The organism is Synechococcus sp. N19, assembly GCF_900474045.1.
GTDB lineage: Bacteria > Cyanobacteriota > Cyanobacteriia > PCC-6307 > Cyanobiaceae > Parasynechococcus.
In genome coordinates, this window is the sequence record NZ_UCNR01000009.1 from 280,995 (window position 1) to 299,250 (window position 18,256).

Consider the following 18,256-nt stretch of genomic DNA (forward strand, 5'->3'; position numbering starts at 1 on the left):
TCGTTCATCCGTCACCATGTCCCCTCAGCTCACCCTGCAAACCCCGCTGGAACTGGCACCGGCGGAGGTGCCCCACTACCTCGAACAGCTCTGGTCCCCCGAGCAGCAGGGCAGCACGGGCACCGGGGCCAACACCTTCTGCCTGCTGATCTGGCAACCCGCCTGGGCCGAGCAGCAATTGATCCGCAGTGGTCGTCTGTCGGGCCCCATCACGGGACAGCAGTCCGCCCCCTTGATCGCTGCGGGCCGCCAGGCGGTGCTGGATGCCGACCTCCCGCTGAGCACGCCGCCCCTGGATGGGGCCGTGATGAAGGCGGTGGCTGATTGGGAAGGGCAAGCGAACGCCGAAGACCTGCGTGGGCAGTACATCGACCCAGCCCTGAGTGCACTGATGCCACGGCGCCTGATCACCCTGGCGCCCACCATCGATGTGGCCCAGCCCCTGGAAACACTCGTGGCCGCCTACTGCCCGTTGCCTGAAGAAGGCGGTGGTACCGCCGCCTGCGGCGATGTGGTGGTGCTGCGGGGCGGCCATGGAGCCCTGCATGAGGGCCTTTCGATTCTCGACCCCCTGCTGCCGGAATCTATGCCGGCCTGGGTCTGGTGGAACGGCTGCATCGACGAAGCACCGGAGCTGATGCAACGGCTCACCAGCGCACCACGGCGCCTGATCATCGACACCGCTTTGGGGGATCCGCATCAGTGCCTTGAGCTGCTGCGTCGCCGCGTGGAGAGCGGCCAGGCGGTGAACGATCTCAACTGGCTACGCCTGCGCAGCTGGCGCGAGACCCTGGCCATGGTGTTCGACCCGCCGCAACGGCGGAATGCCCTCAGCCACATCACCCGTCTCGACATCGACGTTGAGGGCCATCACCCTGCCCAGGGGCTGCTGCTGGCCGCCTGGATCGCCGATCGACTGGGCTGGACGCTGCTGTCGACCGCTGCGGTCGAGAACGGCACCACCGCCAAGTTCAAGCGCTCCGATGGCACCGAGGTGAACTTCCAACTGATGGCCGTGCCAACAGCCCAGCCCAACGTGCACGCCGGCCAGATGGTGGGGCTGCGGCTGATCGCTGAACCGGAGAACGGCCAGGGCGTGTGCGTGATCCTCTGCGCTGAATCCGGTGGCTGCATGCGTTTGGAGGGGGGAGGCATGGCCAACCTCGAGCTGAATGAGGAAGTGGTTCCCGTGCAGCACGACACCCCTGAAATGGATGTGGCCCGCCTGCTGGGCGGCGGTCACGACAGCACCAATCCCCTGCTGGCCGCTGCGGCTCCGCTGGCTGCCAGGCTGCTGGGCTGATCCGCATCTGAGCCATGGCCGCTGTCATCGCTGCACCAGCCAGTGGCAGCGGCAAAACCCTGTTGAGCCTGGCGCTGCTGAGCTGGGCCCAGCAGAAAGGACGCCGGATCCAGGCCTTCAAGGTGGGACCGGACTATCTCGATGCCCAGCTGCTCAGCCAGGCCTCGGGTCAGGCCTGTCGCAACCTCGATCTCAATCTCTGCGGAGAAACCTGGGTTCGCCAGGCCTTTCACGGTTACGGCGGTGCCTCTGAGCTGACCCTCGTGGAAGGGGTGATGGGGCTCTTCGATGGCATCGGCAGCAGTACAACCGGAAGCACGGCGGACGTGGCCCGCCTGCTGGACCTGCCAGTGGTGCTGGTGGTGGATGCCGGTGGTCAGGCCGCTTCCCTCGGCGCCATCGTGCGCGGATTCCGCGATCACGATCCCCAGCTGCGCATCGCCGGCGTGGTGCTCAACAAGGTCAGCAGCCCCAGGCACAGGGAGCTGCTGGCCGACGTGCTGGAGCGCATGGAGGTGCCATTGCTGGGCTGCTTGCCGCGCAGCGAAGCCCTGGCCCTGCCGGGCCGGCATCTCGGCTTAGCCCCGGCCCATGAATTGGAGGCCCCCGAGCAGCGACGCCAGGCCTGGGCCGCTCTGGCCAGCCAGCACCTGAACCTGGAACGCCTGGTGCCCCTGCTGCAGGCGCCCCGCCCTGGGCCGCATCCCCTGGCCAGCATCCCCGTGGAGCAGGGCCAGCCCCTGCCGGTGGCTTTGGCCAGTGATGCCGCCTTTCACTTCCGCTACCAGGAAACCAGTGAACTGCTAGGGCACATGGGCATGCCCGTGCTCCGCTGGAGCCCTCTGGCCGATGAGGCCATCCCTGCAGACGCCAAGGGCCTGATCCTGCCGGGCGGTTTCCCCGAACAGCACGCTGCCCAGCTCAGCGGCTGCACGCGAAGCTTGAGCTCCCTGCGGGCGTTCGTACAGCAGCGGCCGCTCTACGCCGAATGCGGCGGGATGCTGGTGCTCGGAGAGCAGCTGACCGATCTCGATGGCACCAGCCACCCCATGGCGGGCCTGCTTCCCTTCACCGCCCAGCGCGGCCCACTGCAGGTGGGCTATCGCCGCCTGCAGGCGCGGCGGGACAGCCCTGCGGTGGAGAGCGGTCAGCAGCTGGTGGGCCATGAATTTCACCGCTGGGAACTGCACACCAACCGGCCGTCCTCCGACAGGTCAGTGCTGTGGGACATTGAGGGATGGAAAGTCCATCGACATTCGGAAGGATGGGTAGATCAGACGGTTCACGCGAGCTGGGTTCACCTGCACTGGGCAAGCTCTACGACGATCTGCTCCCGATGGCGCGCCGCGCTCGAATCCGGGGAGAGAAGATCGCCAAACGCTTCGTCAGCCGCCAGCAGCCCCCGCGGGTCCAACCCTTCTCCGAACGCTGGCGCTGGGTAATCGAAGGTCGCGTTCAGCGGGTGGGGTTCCGCGCCAGCTGCAATCGGCGCGCCCTGGATCTCAGCATCAGCGGCTGGGTGCGCAACTTGAGTGATGGCCGTGTGGAAGTGCAGGCCGAGGGGCCACCGCTGGCCTTGTCTGAACTGCGGGCCTGGTGCGAAGTCGGGCCGCCGGGCGCCCGGGTGGTTCGGGTGACCCCCAGCCAGCTCCCGATCACGGGCGACGACTGGTTCGAAGTGCGCTACTGAGACGATGTGCGCTGAGAAGAAGTGCGCTGACACATAGACGCGAAAACATTGGGAAGGAGGTCTCCACGCTCCGCCCATCTCGCTACGGCTGAAGCAGGACCTTCGCGCCTGCCGCATGCTCCGTTTCGGATTTGTCCTGTTGATCACTGCGCTGCCCCTGCTCGGCATGGAGGCCATGAGCACACGACGGGAAACCACCAAGCAGGTGTTCGATTCCGCAGCAGAAGCCCTCGACGCCTGTCAGAGCTGGCGGCTCAGGGAAGAACAGTTTTCGGCCCTGATTCCCGCCGCTGCACCGGTATCAACGCAGGTGCGGCCTGTGCAGACCGACATCCGCAGCTGCGAGGCCGATCTGGACCATGCGCTGATGCTGGGACGCCGTTACGGCGTGGTGGCCGGCGTGCACTACAACAAAACGCTGCGGTCGCTGCACCGCCCGATCCATCGCACCTTTCCTTACCTGCTGCCAGATGGCACAACTGGCGAATAACGCCCCTGGCATGTCTTGAGCAACTTCCTCGACACCAAAGACAAAGCCTTCTGGAGAGCCCTGCTCGGCGTTTTGAGTTTGGGGGTGAGCATCGGCCTGGCGGCCCTGATCCTGCAACTGTGAGCTGCGAGCTCTGAGCACGGCCCATGGCGGAACCCCGGATCTGGACGGAACTGCTGACCTATGGGCTTGGCGTGGCGCTGTCGCCCATCCACATCGTTCTGCTGCTGTTGCTGCTGCTGGGGGGCTCGCCGCTGCGGCGCGGTGGCTTGTTTGTAGGCGGCTGGCTGCTGACCAGCGCCCTGACGGTGATCTGGCTGCTGACGCTGGGCCATGGGCTGCTGCTGGACATGACCCATGGGTCCGACCACCGCACCGGTCTAGACCTGATCGGCGGCGGAGCCTTGATCGCCCCTGGGCGGACGTGAACTGATCCGAGGGCTGCTAGACGACGGCGCAGCCCCCGCCTGGAGCGGCGCCGTGGATCGTTTCGCCGCGATGCCGCTTCCTCTGCTGTTGCTGATCAGCAGCGTCACTGAAGTGATCAGTCCCGACGACCTGTTGCTGTTCGCCAAAAGCGCCGCCGTGATCCTGGCGGCGCAACTGCCCCTGCAGGAGGAGATTGCCTGCAGCATCGGCTTCAGCACCGCCGCCACTGCCCTGCTGCTGGTTCCGTTCATGGCCGTGTTGATCGGACGCGAGCGGGTTCTTCCGCTGCTGCAACGCGGCAAAACCGCCCTGCTGCGTCGGGGGGAGCTGGTGGTGGGCAGCCTCAGCTTCGGACTGGGCTCCTATCTGGGCTGGCAGGGCATCAGCGGTTTGATGATCAACTGATTCACTCGGAATCCCGCGTGGTGTCGAATTGGCGCTGCCAGGTGGCGCGCAGATCAGGCGACGTCTCGCCGCCGAGCAACCAAACCCCCGTGCGGGCACGGGACACAGCCACGTAACAGAGCTGCTGGCGGATGGCTGGATCGGCCCGGAACACATCCGGCGCCACGAAGACATCCCCGAAACTGCTGCCCTGACTGCGATGAACCGTGAGCACCGCCGCAGGCCCCAGGGAGGCGAAGGCATCGCGAATCAGGAAGTACTGCCGCCAGATCGCGCGACCATTTTTCTTGCCGGCATCACGGGCCTGCTTGCGCAGCCGCTGCATCACCGCATCGAGCTCCTGACGACCTGGGCTGCCAATCGGCGGCTGCAGGCGCAGGGTGAGCTCCAGATCCCCCGCATTCACCGATGCGGAGAGGGTCTCGATCACCGGCACGGGCCCATCGGCTGAGGAGAGGCCGAAATCCGCCAGGTCACAGGCCTCCGGCTTCACGTCCCGCACCGTGACTTCGCGGTTGGAGCCGAGCACCATGTCGGGTTCTTCACCCGCCTCGTCTCCGTCCCTTGAGGCCGGGGCCATCACGGCAGTGCGACTGATCAACACCTCACCGGGCAGCACCGGCATCTGATCGGCCATCTCCCCATGGATGGCCCGGCGCGCATGGGGCACCAGACGATCCAGGGTGCGGTTCGTGTAGCAGAGGATGCGTGCTGCATCGGGGCTGTCTTGCACCGAGGCGTCGCGCAATGCACGCCTGGCCTGATCCAGCCACTCCCGTTGCACCAGGATGCGCACCTGCCCCTGCGGGGAACGAATCGGCGGCAGCAGCGGCGGCATCTGGCAGGGCAGGCGCCCCTCCCGCAGCCCCGCCGCCAACTGCAGCACCGGGCCTTGATGCCGCACCACCTGGGTCAAGCTGGCGGAACAGGACCGTTGCATCGCAAACACGGGGCTTTTCGGCTCACCCACAGGAGGCAACTGGGCGGGGTCGCCGACGAACACCAGACGGGTCTTGAACGGATGGGCGCACTGGAGGGCAATGCCCAACAGAGTGCTGTCCACCATCGAGGCTTCATCAATCAGCACCAGGCCAAGGTTCTCCAGGGCCATGGCCGTCTGCTCGGTGGGTTCACAGAGTTCAGCGTCGGCGGAGCGCTTGAGCTTCAGCCGCAGCAAGCGATGAATGGTGGAGGGGTACCAGGTGGGTTGGAGACCCTCCAACTCCAACGCCTGGCGCAGAACGCCCACCGCTTTATGGGTCGGTGCCACGACGGTCCAGCACAAACCACTGGCCTCCACCTGGCGCAGCAGGCGCATGGAGAGGAAGGTTTTGCCGCTGCCGGCAAAACCGCTGAGCACGAAGGGCGTGCCATCCACGGGCTGCTTGAGCCAGGCCGCAAAGGCGTCCGCCGCTTCCTGCTGATCAGCGGTCAGGTCCGCGGCAGCGGTCACCCCAGCCCAGCTCCAAGACCCGACAGCAGATGCAGCGGTGATCCCACAAATTCCAAACCGGGCAGAGCAACGGCGGGACCCATCAGGCTGCCTACCAGCACCTGCAGCCGGCTGTGGCCCAGGCTTTCCTTGAGGGGTTTTTCCGGAGCGTCCGGCCAGAGCGAATCAGGCAGAGCATTGACCCGTTCCGCCGTCAGCCCGGCGGCGCGACGAATGCCACTGGCGTCGTACATGACGACGAACGCCACCATCGCCGCAAGGGCGAAGAGTGGGTGATCAAAGCCCAGGGTCCAGCCCACACAGGCCGCCGTGCCGGTGACCAGGGCGGAGTGGCTCGACGGCATGCCGCCGGTTTCGATCAGCACCGCCGGACGCCAACGGCGATGCAGAAGCAACTCAAGGAACAATTTCGAGAGCTGGGCGACGCCACAGGCCATCAGGCCCCAGGTGAGCGAACTGTTGTCGAAGAACTCCCGCAGCACCGCATGGGAGGGCGTGGCGTCGATCATCGGTCGCGGCTGGTGATGAAGTCAGCCAATGCCAGCAGGGGAATCGCCTTCTCAGCCCATGGTTGAAGCGCCTCTTTCGCTTCATTGACCAACGCATCGGCCCGACGGCGGGACTCGTCGAGCCCGAGAAGCTTGGGATAGGTGGTCTTGTCGGCGATGAGGTCCTTGCCGGCGGTTTTGCCGAGCACCTCGCTGCTGGCGGTGATATCGAGGATGTCGTCGATGATCTGGAAGGCGAGGCCGATCCCCCTCGCATAGGTGCGCAGGGCCTTGATCAGCGCCTCATCGGCTCCGCCGATCATCGCCCCGGTGATCACACAGGCACTCAACAGGGCTCCGGTTTTGTGGAGGTGGATGTATTCGAGGGTTTCAAGATCCACCTCCTTGCCTTCGCTTTCCAGATCCACCACCTGGCCGCCCACCAGGCCAGGGGCGCCGGCCACCAACGACAGTTCTCCCACCACCTTGAGCAGACGCTCAGCCGGCACATCCGGACTGCGCAGCGCCACCATTTCGAAGGCACGGGTCAGCAGGGCATCACCGGCAAGGATGGCCACGGCTTCGCCGTACACCTTGTGGTTGGTGGGTCGACCACGGCGCAGGTCGTCGTCATCCATGGCCGGCAGGTCATCATGGATCAACGACATGGTGTGGATCATTTCCAGCGCCACCGCAGTGGGCAGGGCCTGCGTCGCTTCCCCGCCCGCCAGCTCGCAGGCGGCCAGGCAGAGAATCGGGCGCAGGCGCTTGCCACCGGCAAGCAGCGAATAGCGCATAGCTTCCCTGAGGGACTCCGGCCGCTCCGGACTGAGCGATCCATCGAGGGCCGCTTCCACCCGCTCTTTGGCCTTGCCGAGATAGGCCTTGAAATCGAACTCGGCGCTCATGGGTGGACCCTGGCTGGCGGGATTCTCTCAGGCCGAGCCCTTAGCTGCCGAGGGGAACCCAATCCATCGGATGGGGTGTTCGCATCTCGCGTCCCTTTCCAGGTGCCGTGGTGATGGCCAGGTCCTAGGACACCGAATAGCGGGGGCTGCTTCCTTCATAGGGGAGCACCCGATGGCGCAGGTCCGAAGGGAACAGCAGAAGGCGGTGGGGTACCGGCGCGAACACCCCACCGGAAACCGACGCATCGCGGTAGGGAATCGCCATCACATGGCTGAAGTAATCGTCGGGCGCCTCAAATTCCAGCTCCCCGCTCTCGTTCGCAGGATCCGTCAACACGTAGAACACCGCGCTCAACTGGGCGTTCCGGTGGCTGTGCAGATCCACCGTTCCGCCATTCCTCGCACACACCACAGGCCAGGCCTTCTGGATGTGGGCCATAAGACCGTGATCCGGGCCCAACAGCGCACGGAGATAGGCCGAAACGTGCTCAGCCAACTGCCCGTTCAGCCACTGGAACGCATCCATGCGATGCAACTGATCCAGGACGGCATGGCCCAGCAGATCTCCGGTGAGGTTGTTGCGATCACTGAACTCAGGGTGCTGATACACCTGGGCATCGAACTGCTCCAGCTGCTACTGCATGGCTGCGGCTGTGACTGCATCCGGCTCAAGGTCCACCTGCAGAACGGGGGTGGGGAACAGCCAGTGCAGCGCCATGGAACCGATCAGGGCACGAGATCGTCCAAATCATGGTCAAGGTTGTGGCGTCTGCACCAAGCCACAACGGTGTTCACCAAAAGCATCGTTACCGTCATCGGTCCCACACCGCCGGGGACGGGCGAGAGCGCAGCAGCGATCGACTCGACTTCAGCCGCACGAACATCCCCGCACAGTCCGCCTTCCGGCTTGCGGTGGATGCCCACATCCACCACCGCTGCCCCCGGCCGCACGTGCTCGGCCCCGATGAACTCAGGACGGCCTGCTGCCACCACGAGGATGTCGGCTTCGCGGGTGTGGGCCGCCAGATCGGCCGTGCGGGAGTGAGCGATGGTGACGGTGGCGTTGGCGGCCTGCAGCATCAAGGCCATCGGCTGCCCCACGAGAATGCTGCGGCCGATCACCACGGCGCGCTTGCCCGCAGGATCGATGCCATTGCTGCGCAGCATCGCCATCACCCCGGCGGGGGTGCAGCTGCGCGGGCCCGGCTCCCCCTTGAGCAGCCGTCCGAGATTGAGGGTGTGCAGACCATCGGCATCCTTTTCAGGATCAATGGCCATCAGCAGCGGCCCCTCATCGAGGCCAGCAGGCAGAGGCAGCTGCAGGAGGATCCCGTCCACTGCAGGGTTGGCATTCAGCCGTTCAATCGTCTGAAGCACCTGCGCTGGAGGTGTGTCGCCGGGGAGATGATCACCAAAGCTGACCACCCCGATCCGAGCACAGGCTTTTTCCTTGTTGGCGACGTAGACGGCGCTGGCGGGATCATCACCAACCCGCAGCACCGCCAAGCCCGGCGGTCGCCCCGCCTCGGCCAGACGCCGTTCGATCAGGGTTTGAAGACGATGCTCCACATCCCTTGCCAGCACCTTGCCGTCCAAACGCAGGGCCATGGCATTCCAGTGCACTCCCTCCAGCATGCCCTCTGAGGAGAGCTAGCGTTAGGCCGCTACAGGGTCCTTTTTGGTTCGTGTTCCACGGCTGAGCAGCCTTTGGCGGAACTGGGTGCGGCTCGAAGGCCCAGGGCGACGCCTGCTGCGCTGGACACGACTGCAGACCTTTGTTGTGCTGCTGCTATGCCTGTCCGTAGCCGCAGCCTCAAGCCTGCCCTGGCTGATCAAGCCAAAACTTCAACCCGGATCGCTGGCCCCGTTTGAAGCCATCGCTCCAAAGGATGCTTTGGTGCAGGACAGCACCGCCCTCGAGCAGCAACGGGCCTCGCTGGTGGCGCGATCGGTGGTGCAGGTGATCGATCAGGAGCAAACCCAAGCACTCAAACAACGGCTCGAGCAGCAACTGCTGCAACTGCAGGAGGTCACCAATACCGGATCTGGAGACCGGATCGGGCCCGTGAACCTGTCTGATCAAGAGAAAAGGTGGCTGGAACGACGCAGCGAATGGGAGCTTCTGGCCTGGGATAAAGCGGTGCGCAGCACCGCTGATCGCATGCTCAGCCAAGGGCTTGTGAGCAACCTGGCCATTGAACAATTGCGCAAGGCCGCCGACCAGCAACTCAAGGCGGTTGCCCTGCAGCCAGAGGCGGCGCGCACCCTGGCCGGCAAGGTTCTCACCAGCGCCATGCGCGGCAGCACCAACCTGCGCACGGACCCGAACCTGAGCAAACAGCTGATCGAGGAACAGCTGACCAAACAGGCCATCCCCACCATCGAGGTGCGCAAGGGGGATCTGATCACCCGCAAGGGCGAGCTGATCAGTCCCCAGGCCTACGACGTGCTGGATTATTTCGGCCGCGTGCGCCGCGAACCCCAACCGTTGATCTGGTTCCAACGGTTTGTTGAAGCCGCTGCAGCCTGCGCCGTGATGCTTCTGGTGATGCGGCGTGAACGGCCTGGCCTGGAGGTGCGCCATGCGCTGCTGGCGGTGGGCCTGCTGCTGCTGGTGCAGGGAGCCAAGCTCTGGTTCAAAAGCTCCGTGAGCCCTCTGGCTGTGCTGGTGGCGCCCACCCTGGTGCTGGCGGAAGGCCTCGGCACCGGCTGCGGCTTGGTCTGGATGGGGGTGGCCGCTCTGCTCTGGCCAGAACCCGTCCAGGGGTTGGGGGACGGTCGCCTAATTGTGGCGGCAACGGTGGCCGCCGCTGGGGCCTTGATCGCAGGTCGTCAGCGCAGCCGCGGCCAGTTACTTCAACTCACGGTGCTGCTGCCGATCGGCGCCTTTGTGGGGCAGTGGCTGCTGCTGCAACTGCAACCGATCACCGGCCTGCGGCTCTGGGGAAATCTGAATCCAAGCCTGGATGAACTGGCCACCGATTCCTTTGTGCTCGGTGTTCTGCTGATGTTCAGCCTGCTGCTGATCCCGATGCTCGAGGGCTCCTTTGGCCTGCTCACCCGGGCGCGTTTGCTGGAACTGGCCGACCAGGAGCGCCCTCTACTGCGCCGCCTCTCCTGCGAAGCCCCGGGAACTTTCGAACACACCCTAATGATCTGCGGCCTGGCGGAGGAGGGGGCGCGGGCGATAGGTGCGGATGTGGATCTGATCCGGACAGGTTCGCTCTACCACGACGTGGGCAAACTGCATGCGCCGGACTGGTTCATCGAGAACCAGAAGGATGGCCCCAATCCCCACGACGCGTTGGATGACCCCCAGGCGAGTGCGGCGGTGCTTCAAGCCCATGTGGATGAGGGGCTGAAGCTGGCGCGGCGCCACCGCCTGCCCCGGCCCATCGCCGATTTCATCCCTGAGCACCAGGGCACCTTGAAAATGGGCTACTTCCTGCACAAGGCCCAGGAGCGCGGCGGAGCCGTTGAGGAGCGCCGCTTCCGTTACCGGGGCCCGGTACCCCGCTCCAAAGAAACGGCGATCCTGATGCTGGCCGACGGCTGTGAAGCAGCGCTTCGATCCCTCCCCCCCGACACCTCCGATGCCCAGGCGGTGGACACGGTGCGGCGGATTGTGGAAGCGCGGCAGCGGGATGGACAACTGCGCAAAAGCAGCCTCAACCGCAGCGAAGTGGAACTGGTGATTCGTGCCTTTGTGCAGGTGTGGCGGCGGATGCGCCACCGCCGCATCCCCTATCCAATCCCCGCCCGACGCTGACCGCAGCGTCCGCGTTCAGCACTCACGAGTTCAGCACTCAGTGGCAAAGGGAACCTCCTGCGCGATCAAACGAACGCGTTGCTGGGTGAAGGGATGGCGAAAGCTCAGGGCCTGGGCATGCAGATGCAAGCGGCAGGACCGGCCGGGATCCCCATAGATGGGATCGCCCACGATGGGGTGACCCCGTTCGGCCAGATGGGCCCGCAGCTGATGGGAGCGCCCCGTGAGCGGACGCAGCCAGAGCCGCGTGCGGTGGGCACCAGCGGTGTGGACCCTCCAGATCGTTAGTGCCAAACGTCCCTCGGGGTGGCTGCCGTAGCGCGGCGGTTGGCGCGACAGGCGCGCCAAAGGGCTGGCGATGCAACCGCGGCCATGGAGTTCCCCCTCCACATCTGCCTGATACAGCTTGTTGATCCGCCGTTCAGCAAACAGGGCACTCAGGCGGCGCAGTGCGTCAGCGCTTCGGGCCAAGAGCAGCACCCCGGAGGTGTCGCGGTCCAGGCGGTGAACCAGGCGCAGGCTTTGGTCCTGCTGCTGCAGGCGGGTGATCACGGAATCGCTTTGCTCGGGCCCCAGGCCCGGTTGACTCAGCAGGCCGGCGGGCTTGTCGACCGCCATCAGCCACGGGTCCCGGATCAGCAGCTTCAAGGGGAAAGCCGCTGGGCGCAGTGTTGTTCAAACAAGGCCACCACCTGCTCCGCGGGCAGGGCCTGAATCAGCCGGGCTTCCGCCTCAACGTGATGCTGGCTGGAGTGATAGAGCTGCAACTCGTGAAAAGGATTGGGCTCCTGCTGGCGGGCCAGCTCCACCTCACGGCTGAGCAAGGCCGCCGGCATCAGGTTGCCGCCATGGCACGACTGCATCACATGGGCTGATTCATGGGCCAGCACCACCCAAACCACGGCGGGATCGTCGGGCAGGTTGTTGCCGCACATCAACAGGGCCTGCTTGCCCTCATGGAAGGCCCCCAGTAAGCCCAAGGGGCAGTCGGGCGCCACCAGGGCCTTCACGCCCGCCCGCTGCAGCAGCCGCAGGTAACTGGCGATGCGATCCCAGGTTGAGGCTTGAACAGCACTACCCGTGAGCTGCAACACCAGCAGAACCAACAGCGCAGCCCTGAAACGGCGACCCATCAAGCCAGGGACCACAGAACAATCTCATTGGTCTCAAGATCGGCTCAAGCCGGCTTGATTCCCACCGAAGTTCTACAGATTTTTATTCGCCAAGAAGCTGTTGCACGGACGTGACCTTCTCCGCAAACGACTGCTGCCGATCGGTGCGGGTGTTGAGCTTGAGCGTTGTGTAAAGACGCGGGGCTCCCATGCCATGCAACTCGGCATGACACGCCCGCACACAGTCCATCACCTCGTCCCACGGGCCTTCGATCGCCGTGCCATTGGGGCCCAGCTGATGGTTCAGGCCCGTGGCGGCGATCACCCGCTCACAGGTGGCGATGTAGGGCGAAAGGCTGACGCCCACACCGATCGGCACCACGCAGAGATCAACACTGACCCACATCAGCCCGCCATCGAACTGGATCGGCTCAAGCAACTGACGGGGTAGTCGATGGTGCGCCAACTGCCGCTGTTGGTTCGCACTTCAACCGCAATGCCCTGCTGACCCATGGAACAGCGGGACCCTTGTCCCGTGCACCAATCACTGGCATCAGCGAGTGCAAGTTCTAACGAGTCGTAGGGGGCGTCGAGCACCGGATGCGGCTGACCGTCGAGGCCAACCAACCGGTAGCGGGAGCGATGCTTGGCCATCGCAGTCCAATCCCGGAAGTGTCATCATCTTCCCATGGTCCTGACCCGACGGCATTCCCACACTGGAGCCAGCAACGGTACGCAAAGGGCATGAGTGATCAGCTGCAGCAGGCCTACAACGCCTTGATGGTGAAGGCTCCGGGGGCAGCGTTTCAAAAAGCACGGGCCCTGTATCTCAACAAATATCCACTTCCCCAGGCCGATGGCAGTGCTCCGCTGCGGCTCTACGTCTGCAACGAGCAGCTGAAGGAATCGATTCAGCCCGCCAACGATGGCGATCCGAATCACCGTCTGGCGATTCTCCACTCACGGCCGGGGCAGTTGGCCGTGGTGCACTGGCAACAACCCCATCCGCCCGAGCCGGAGGAGCTGCGCCGCTACCTGCAGTACACCTGGTCGCTCAACCCGGACGAGCTTCAGATCGAGACCCTCAGCACCCCCTGGTTCCGGGAGGGCGGGCATCAAATCCGCTTTGCCGCACCCATGGGTTTGGGCTGGCAACAACAAACCCTCTTAACCCTCAAGGAAGAGAAGTAGAAGCAATTCCGCAGAACGACGAAAGCCGCGCAACCGCATCCCTAGCGAGAAGAGATAGCCCGCTCAGCCGATGTTCACCAAACATGCCGAACGCTATGTGCTGCGGTCCTGCTCGGAGGGCGGCTACCTCGGCGTCAATGCCCTGGACCAACGCATCGAGAGCCAAGCCTCCCTCGACAGGGCATGGATTTTTCACAGCCACGATGGCGCTGTGAAACACGCCCTTTGGATCCGCGAGGTGTTCGGAGAAGCAACGGACGTGGTGAAGCTGGATCAGTGACTGGATCTTTGAACGGAACTGTGAACTAAACGTGGTGGTGATCAGCCGTGGATGAAATTGCGCAGGCGTCGTGATTCGGCGGCTTGATCCTGTTGCAGCTCAGCTGCCGTTCGCGCCTGGTGTTCGCGCTGCTGGGCCGCGAAGACATCCGCCTCACTCAGGGCAAAGCCGCGCTCGGCAGCAAGCCCGAGAAACCGCTCGAGATCCTCGAGAGACATCCCTACACCACTTGTTGCGTGCTCCCATTCAAGTCAGCATCGGCCCAAGTGGGGAGGTTGCATGCTCTTGAAACTGATCAGCTGCGGCAGCCTGGCCCTGGTGAGTGTTCTGGTGGTGACCCTGCTGCAGGGTTTGCGGCAGCACAACCAACGCCTCCATGCGCTGCAGGAGCGGATCGATCAACTGGAGGAGCGCACACCGAACGGCGCCCACAGTGAGCTGCTCAGCCAACAGATGGGTGTGATGCAGGAACGCATGGATGCCTTCTCGGCCATGCGCACCTCGGCCGCTTCATCCCTTCACCGCATCCCCGCTGGCATTGGGCAAGATGAAGCGTTGCAACAGCACGAACAAGAACAACACCGGCAGGATTGACACCACCGAGCCGGCGGCAACGATCCGCCAATCGAGCGAGAAGCTGCTGGAAAGCTGCTGCAGGCCCAGAGGCAAAGTGTAGAGGGACGGGTCGTCGAGGATCACCAGCGGCCAGAGGAAATCACTCCAGGTGCCGATGAACACCAACATCGCCAGGGTGATGAGATCGGCTTTGGCGGCGGGGATCATCACGTTCCACCATTCCTCCAGACGGCTGCAGCCATCGATGCGTGCCGCCTCCTCCAGCTCCTTGGGAACACCCAGGAAGCTCTGGCGCAGCAGATAAAGGCCGAAGGCGGTAGCCGCCTGGGGAATCACCAGGGCCAGCAGGGTGTTGCGCAGCCCCAGCTGCACCATCAGCAGATACAGCGGAATCATCACCACCTGAAACGGGATCAGGATCGTGGCCACCACCAGCCCCAGCACCAGGCCCCGGCCGGCGAAGCGCAGACGGGCCAGGGGGTAGGCGGCCAGGGAGCAGAACAACAGGTTGGCCAGCACCGCCAGGCCACTCACCACGGTGCTGTTGAACAGATAGATGCTGAGGGGATTGTCCTGAAACAGCCGCACGTAGGCATCGAGGCTCGGCTGGGCGGGCAGCAACGCCGGTGGACTGCTGAAGATGTCCTCAGCCGGGCCCTTGAGCGAGGTGCTCACCAACCAGAGCAACGGAGTGAGCACCAGCAGCGCAAGAAGAATCAGCAGCACCAGCTGAACGGCCCGGGCGGTGGAGGTGCGCATGGCGTCGGCTCTAGAGCGTCGGTCGGGTCTCCAGAACAACAGGATCCTTCTGCGGATGCAATGACTGGCGCTCCTCTCCAGCCACCAGGCGATTGAGGGCGTTCACGAAGGCCATGGCCGCCGCCACCACCACATCGGTGTCGGCAGCGTGACCGGAATAGAGCGCACCGTTGCGGCGCAAGCGAATGGTCACATCGCCCATGGCATCGATGCCCTCGGTGACCGACTTCACCGAAAACTCGATCAATTCATTCGGCACACCCGACAGATCATTCAAGGCACGGCAGACGGCATCCACCGGACCGGTGCCCACCGCCGAGCCTGTGGTTTCACTGCCCTCCTCATCCGAAAGGGTGACGGTGGCGGTGGGGCGCAGGCTGCTGCCGCAGCTGACCTGCACTAGCTTGAGCTGGAAACGAGCATCCGGCTGCTGCACCTGTTCGCCGACGATCGCCTCCAGATCACGGTCGGTGATCTCGCGCTTGCGATCAGCGAGTTCCTTGAAGCGGGCAAAGGCCTCATCGAGGTCCTCACGGGTGAGGTCGTAGCCCAGTTCCTCCAGACGGGCGCGAACGGCACTGCGGCCGCTCAGCTTGCCGAGGGAGATGCGGTTGTCGGACAAGCCCACGGTCTGGGCGTCGATGATTTCGTAGGTGAGCCGGTTCTTGAGAACGCCGTCCTGGTGGATGCCGGATTCATGGGCGAAGGCATTGGCACCAACGATGGCCTTGTTGGGCTGCACCACCATGCCGGTAAGGTTCGACACCAGCCGTGAGGTCTTGGTTATCTCTTCGGTGCGCACGGCCGTGAGCGGCGTGGGGCTGTCCTCCTCCCGGCCAAAGAAGGGGTTGTAGTAACGACGCCGCACATGCAGCGCCATCACCAACTCCTCGAGGGAGGCATTGCCGGCCCGTTCGCCGATGCCGTTGATCGTGCATTCGAGCTGACGGGCGCCGTTCTTCACCGCCTCAAGAAAGTTCGCCACGGCCAGGCCGAGATCGTTGTGGCCGTGCACCGAGATCACGGCATCGCTGATGTTGGGCACGTGCTGATTGATGCCCGCAATCAGTGCACCGAACTCCGAGGGGGTGGTGTAGCCGACGGTGTCGGGAATGTTGATCGTTGTGGCGCCAGCGGCAATCGCCGCCTCAATCACCTCGTAGAGGAACTCCGGATCGCTGCGGCCGGCGTCTTCACAGGAGAACTCCACATCCTCCACAAGAGAGCGGGCGTAGCTCACCATCTCGGGAACGATGCCGAGCACATCGGCACGGCTCTTGCGCAGCTTGTGCTCGAGGTGAATGTCGCTGGTGGCGATGAAGGTGTGAATGCGGCGACGCGGGGCTGGCGCCACGGCATCGGCGCAGGCCTTGATGTCGGCCCGTGAGGCACGGGCCAGGCCACAGATGATCGGGCCGTTGTCGCCACCCACCTGCTGGGCGATCCGCTGCACAGCGGCGAAATCACCGGGACTGGCAAAGGGGAACCCCGCCTCGATCACATCCACACCGAGCCGCGCCAGCTGCTGGGCAATGGCCAGCTTTTCCTCCAGGTTGAGGCTCGCCCCGGGCGACTGCTCACCATCCCGCAAGGTGGTGTCAAAAATCAGGACGCGACCGGGGTCCTTGGCCATGGAAGGGGCTCCAGCGGAGGTCTTAGTCGGAATGACTATGAGTTAACCCATCCTAGTTCAGTCCCCGAGGGGGAATCGGATTAAATTCAGCCTACGTTTGGGCTTATTCGTGACCAAAGGCGCTGTCGCCCTGGTGTTGCATGCCCATCTGCCCTACGTGCGGTCGGCACAACCTGGCTCCCTGGAGGAGGACTGGTTTTTCCAGGCCCTGATCGAGTGTTATCTGCCGCTGCTGGAAACGCTGGAGCGGGCCAGCGCCGACCCCCACCAGCAGCCCAAGCTCACCATCGGCTTGTCGCCGACGCTGCTGTCGCTGCTGAGCGATCAAGACCTCAAGCAGCGCTTCCCCGACTGGCTGAACGAACGGCTGGATCTCCTCCCGAAGGCTGACCCATCCCTGCGCGCAGGCGCCGAGCACCTGGCGGCCACGATCGAGCGGCATCGGCGGGCCTGGCAGAGCTGCGACGGCGATCTGATCCAGCGCTTCGCGGCCCTGCAGCGCCAGGGGGTGGTAGACCTGCTCACCTGCGGCGCCACCCACGGCTACCTGCCCCTGCTGCGCCATCACCCGGAAGCGGTGCGCGGGCAACTGCGCACGGCGGTGCGGGAGCACCAACGCCTCGTGGGCGAACGCCCCTTGGGGATCTGGTTGCCGGAATGCGCCTATTACGAGGACCTGGATCGCTGGATGCGCGATGCGGGGCTGCGCTACGCCGTGCTGGATGGGCATGGGTTGCTGCACGGCCGGCCCAGGCCCCGCTATGGGGTGTACGCCCCGATCTGCAGCCGCAATGGGGTGGCCTTCTTCGGACGCGACAGTGACGCCACGCTGCCGGTGTGGTCGGCCAAGGACGGTTACCCCGGCGATCCCCACTACCGGGAGTTCCACCGCGATCTGGGCTGGGACCTGCCGATCGAGGAGCTCAAACCGCTGAGACTTGACCAACCGCGACCGCTCGGCCTGAAGCTGCATCGGGTCACTGACCACAGCGCGCCGTTGGACCGCAAACGCCCCTACGAACCGGGGGTGGCGGCGGAACGGGTGAAAGAGCATGCCGCCGATTACCTGCAGGGACGCCGGCGGCAACTGGATCAGCTCAGCGCTGCCATGGACGTGTCCCCCCTGCTGGTGGCGCCCTTCGATGCCGAACTCTTCGGCCACTGGTGGTTTGAAGGGCCAGCCTTTCTCAACCAGCTGTTTCAGCAGGCACCTCAGCAGGGGGTGGCCTTCACCCGGCTGCGCGATGTGCTGAACAACGTTGGCCAGCTGCAGCTCTGCGATCCCTGCCCCTCCAGCTGGGGGCAAGGGGGCTATCACGACTATTGGCTGAACGACAGCAACGCCTGGATCATTCCTGAGTGGGACAAGGCCAGTGCAGCGATGGTGCAGCGCTGCAGCTGCGGCGTGGGCAGCGAGCAGGCGATGCAGTGGCTGCAGCAGGCTGCTCGGGAGCTGTTGCTGGCGCAGTCGTCCGATTGGAGCTTCATCCTCCGTGCCGGAACCACCACCGAACTGGCCAAGGAACGGGTCCAGCGCCACCTGGGCCGCTTCTGGCAGTTGATGCAGGCGATCGACGGCACCAGCGAACTACCGGAGGGCTGGCTCGAGGAGGTGCAGACGGACGACCGCCTGTTCCCGCTTATTCAGCCGTTGGACTGGGCTCCGTTGCAGTCCGCGGCACAGCCCTCTGCACCCAACGCATAAAAATTCCTCCCTCAGATGGGGGGGGCGTGGCTGTTCAGCGCTCCCTCAACTGAGGGATCGGGTCT

At 64.6% G+C, this 18,256-nt stretch carries 21 protein-coding genes and 1 pseudogene; 10 read left to right on the forward strand and 12 right to left on the reverse strand.

Going from position 1 to position 18,256, the window contains the following annotated elements; translation table 11 throughout:
* Positions 1–16: 16 nt before the first annotated feature.
* The 5 genes and pseudogenes from DXY02_RS06535 to DXY02_RS06555 all read left to right on the forward strand — a co-directional run bounded on the left by DXY02_RS06535 (position 17) and on the right by DXY02_RS06555 (position 4,317).
* The gene (locus tag DXY02_RS06535; RefSeq protein WP_114988558.1) at positions 17–1,303 is read left to right on the forward strand and encodes a glucose-6-phosphate dehydrogenase assembly protein OpcA; all 1,287 of its coding nucleotides are present in this window, start codon (positions 17–19) and stop codon (positions 1,301–1,303) included.
* Between the two features lie 14 nt (positions 1,304–1,317).
* The gene (locus DXY02_RS06540; protein ID WP_114988559.1) at positions 1,318–2,745 is read left to right on the forward strand and encodes a cobyrinate a,c-diamide synthase; all 1,428 of its coding nucleotides are present in this window, start codon (positions 1,318–1,320) and stop codon (positions 2,743–2,745) included.
* Positions 2,673–2,993: an acylphosphatase gene (locus DXY02_RS06545; protein ID WP_244276193.1), complete on the forward strand. Its 321-nt coding sequence runs from the start codon at positions 2,673–2,675 to the stop codon at positions 2,991–2,993. The genes DXY02_RS06540 and DXY02_RS06545 overlap by 73 nt, the downstream gene beginning before the upstream one ends.
* 115 nt (positions 2,994–3,108) lie before the next feature.
* Positions 3,109–3,483: a hypothetical protein gene (locus DXY02_RS06550; protein WP_114988561.1), complete on the forward strand. Its 375-nt coding sequence runs from the start codon at positions 3,109–3,111 to the stop codon at positions 3,481–3,483.
* Positions 3,484–3,629: 146 nt separating this feature from the next.
* Positions 3,630–4,317: pseudogene (locus tag DXY02_RS06555) on the forward strand (GAP family protein).
* Between the two features lies 1 nt (position 4,318).
* Here the strand turns inward: DXY02_RS06555 and DXY02_RS06560 are convergent.
* From DXY02_RS06560 to folD, 5 genes are all read right to left on the reverse strand, one after another.
* The gene (locus tag DXY02_RS06560; protein WP_114988562.1) at positions 4,319–5,770 is read right to left on the reverse strand and encodes an ATP-dependent RecD-like DNA helicase; all 1,452 of its coding nucleotides are present in this window, start codon (positions 5,768–5,770) and stop codon (positions 4,319–4,321) included.
* Positions 5,767–6,279: a divergent PAP2 family protein gene (locus DXY02_RS06565; RefSeq protein ID WP_114988563.1), complete on the reverse strand. Its 513-nt coding sequence runs from the start codon at positions 6,277–6,279 to the stop codon at positions 5,767–5,769. The genes DXY02_RS06560 and DXY02_RS06565 overlap by 4 nt, the downstream gene beginning before the upstream one ends.
* Complete coding sequence (gene crtE / locus DXY02_RS06570; RefSeq protein ID WP_114988564.1) at positions 6,276–7,166, reverse strand: geranylgeranyl diphosphate synthase CrtE; 891 nt, start codon at positions 7,164–7,166, stop codon at positions 6,276–6,278. The genes DXY02_RS06565 and crtE overlap by 4 nt, the downstream gene beginning before the upstream one ends.
* Before the next feature lie 124 nt (positions 7,167–7,290).
* Positions 7,291–7,797 carry a TIGR02466 family protein gene (locus DXY02_RS06575; RefSeq protein ID WP_305791129.1) on the reverse strand — a complete coding sequence of 169 codons (507 nt, stop codon included), beginning with the start codon at positions 7,795–7,797 and terminating at the stop codon, positions 7,291–7,293.
* Between the two features lie 95 nt (positions 7,798–7,892).
* Positions 7,893–8,774 (reverse strand): bifunctional methylenetetrahydrofolate dehydrogenase/methenyltetrahydrofolate cyclohydrolase FolD, encoded by an 882-nt coding sequence (gene folD / locus DXY02_RS06580; RefSeq protein ID WP_114988643.1) that lies wholly within the window; start codon positions 8,772–8,774, stop codon positions 7,893–7,895.
* 70 nt (positions 8,775–8,844) lie between these two features.
* Between folD and DXY02_RS06585 the strand changes: the two genes are divergently transcribed.
* Complete coding sequence (locus tag DXY02_RS06585) at positions 8,845–10,935, forward strand: HDIG domain-containing metalloprotein (RefSeq protein WP_114988565.1); 2,091 nt, start codon at positions 8,845–8,847, stop codon at positions 10,933–10,935.
* A 30-nt stretch (positions 10,936–10,965) separates the two neighbouring features.
* Here the strand turns inward: DXY02_RS06585 and DXY02_RS06590 are convergent, their stop codons facing one another.
* From DXY02_RS06590 to DXY02_RS06605, 4 genes are all read right to left on the reverse strand, one after another.
* Complete coding sequence (locus tag DXY02_RS06590; RefSeq protein WP_114988644.1) at positions 10,966–11,553, reverse strand: RluA family pseudouridine synthase; 588 nt, start codon at positions 11,551–11,553, stop codon at positions 10,966–10,968.
* Positions 11,554–11,579: 26 nt separating this feature from the next.
* Entirely contained in the window at positions 11,580–12,068 is a 489-nt protein-coding gene (locus DXY02_RS06595; protein ID WP_114988566.1) for a hypothetical protein, read from the reverse strand.
* 82 nt (positions 12,069–12,150) lie between these two features.
* Positions 12,151–12,453 carry an MTH1187 family thiamine-binding protein gene (locus DXY02_RS06600; protein WP_114988567.1) on the reverse strand — a complete coding sequence of 101 codons (303 nt, stop codon included), beginning with the start codon at positions 12,451–12,453 and terminating at the stop codon, positions 12,151–12,153.
* Positions 12,453–12,701, reverse strand: a complete 249-nt coding sequence (locus DXY02_RS06605; protein WP_114988568.1) for a hypothetical protein — start codon at positions 12,699–12,701, stop codon at positions 12,453–12,455. The genes DXY02_RS06600 and DXY02_RS06605 overlap by 1 nt, the downstream gene beginning before the upstream one ends.
* A 90-nt stretch (positions 12,702–12,791) precedes the next feature.
* Here DXY02_RS06605 and DXY02_RS06610 point away from each other — a divergent pair, with 90 nt between their 5' ends.
* Together DXY02_RS06610 and DXY02_RS06615 are read left to right on the forward strand one after the other, a co-directional pair.
* Positions 12,792–13,238, forward strand: a complete 447-nt coding sequence (locus DXY02_RS06610) for a hypothetical protein (protein WP_114988569.1) — start codon at positions 12,792–12,794, stop codon at positions 13,236–13,238.
* 70 nt (positions 13,239–13,308) lie between these two features.
* On the forward strand, positions 13,309–13,518 hold the full coding sequence (locus DXY02_RS06615; protein WP_114988570.1) for a hypothetical protein: 210 nt from the start codon (positions 13,309–13,311) through the stop codon (positions 13,516–13,518).
* A 41-nt stretch (positions 13,519–13,559) separates the two neighbouring features.
* Here the strand turns inward: DXY02_RS06615 and DXY02_RS12495 are convergent, their stop codons facing one another.
* Positions 13,560–13,736: a hypothetical protein gene (locus DXY02_RS12495; RefSeq protein WP_170951499.1), complete on the reverse strand. Its 177-nt coding sequence runs from the start codon at positions 13,734–13,736 to the stop codon at positions 13,560–13,562.
* 61 nt (positions 13,737–13,797) lie between these two features.
* On the opposite strand from DXY02_RS12495, the gene DXY02_RS06620 reads away from it, so the two are divergent.
* Positions 13,798–14,112: a hypothetical protein gene (locus DXY02_RS06620; RefSeq protein WP_114988571.1), complete on the forward strand. Its 315-nt coding sequence runs from the start codon at positions 13,798–13,800 to the stop codon at positions 14,110–14,112.
* On the opposite strand, the gene DXY02_RS06625 is transcribed toward DXY02_RS06620, so the two are convergent.
* Both DXY02_RS06625 and DXY02_RS06630 read right to left on the reverse strand, forming a co-directional pair.
* Complete coding sequence (locus tag DXY02_RS06625) at positions 14,029–14,853, reverse strand: carbohydrate ABC transporter permease (RefSeq protein WP_114988572.1); 825 nt, start codon at positions 14,851–14,853, stop codon at positions 14,029–14,031. The two genes, DXY02_RS06620 and DXY02_RS06625, sit on opposite strands and share 84 nt — an antisense overlap.
* Positions 14,854–14,863: 10 nt before the next feature.
* On the reverse strand, positions 14,864–16,486 hold the full coding sequence (locus DXY02_RS06630; RefSeq protein ID WP_114988573.1) for a 2-isopropylmalate synthase: 1,623 nt from the start codon (positions 16,484–16,486) through the stop codon (positions 14,864–14,866).
* A gap of 109 nt (positions 16,487–16,595) precedes the next feature.
* Here DXY02_RS06630 and DXY02_RS06635 point away from each other — a divergent pair, with 109 nt between their 5' ends.
* Positions 16,596–18,191 (forward strand): glycoside hydrolase family 57 protein, encoded by a 1,596-nt coding sequence (locus DXY02_RS06635; RefSeq protein WP_114988574.1) that lies wholly within the window; start codon positions 16,596–16,598, stop codon positions 18,189–18,191.
* Positions 18,192–18,256 lie beyond the last annotated feature (65 nt).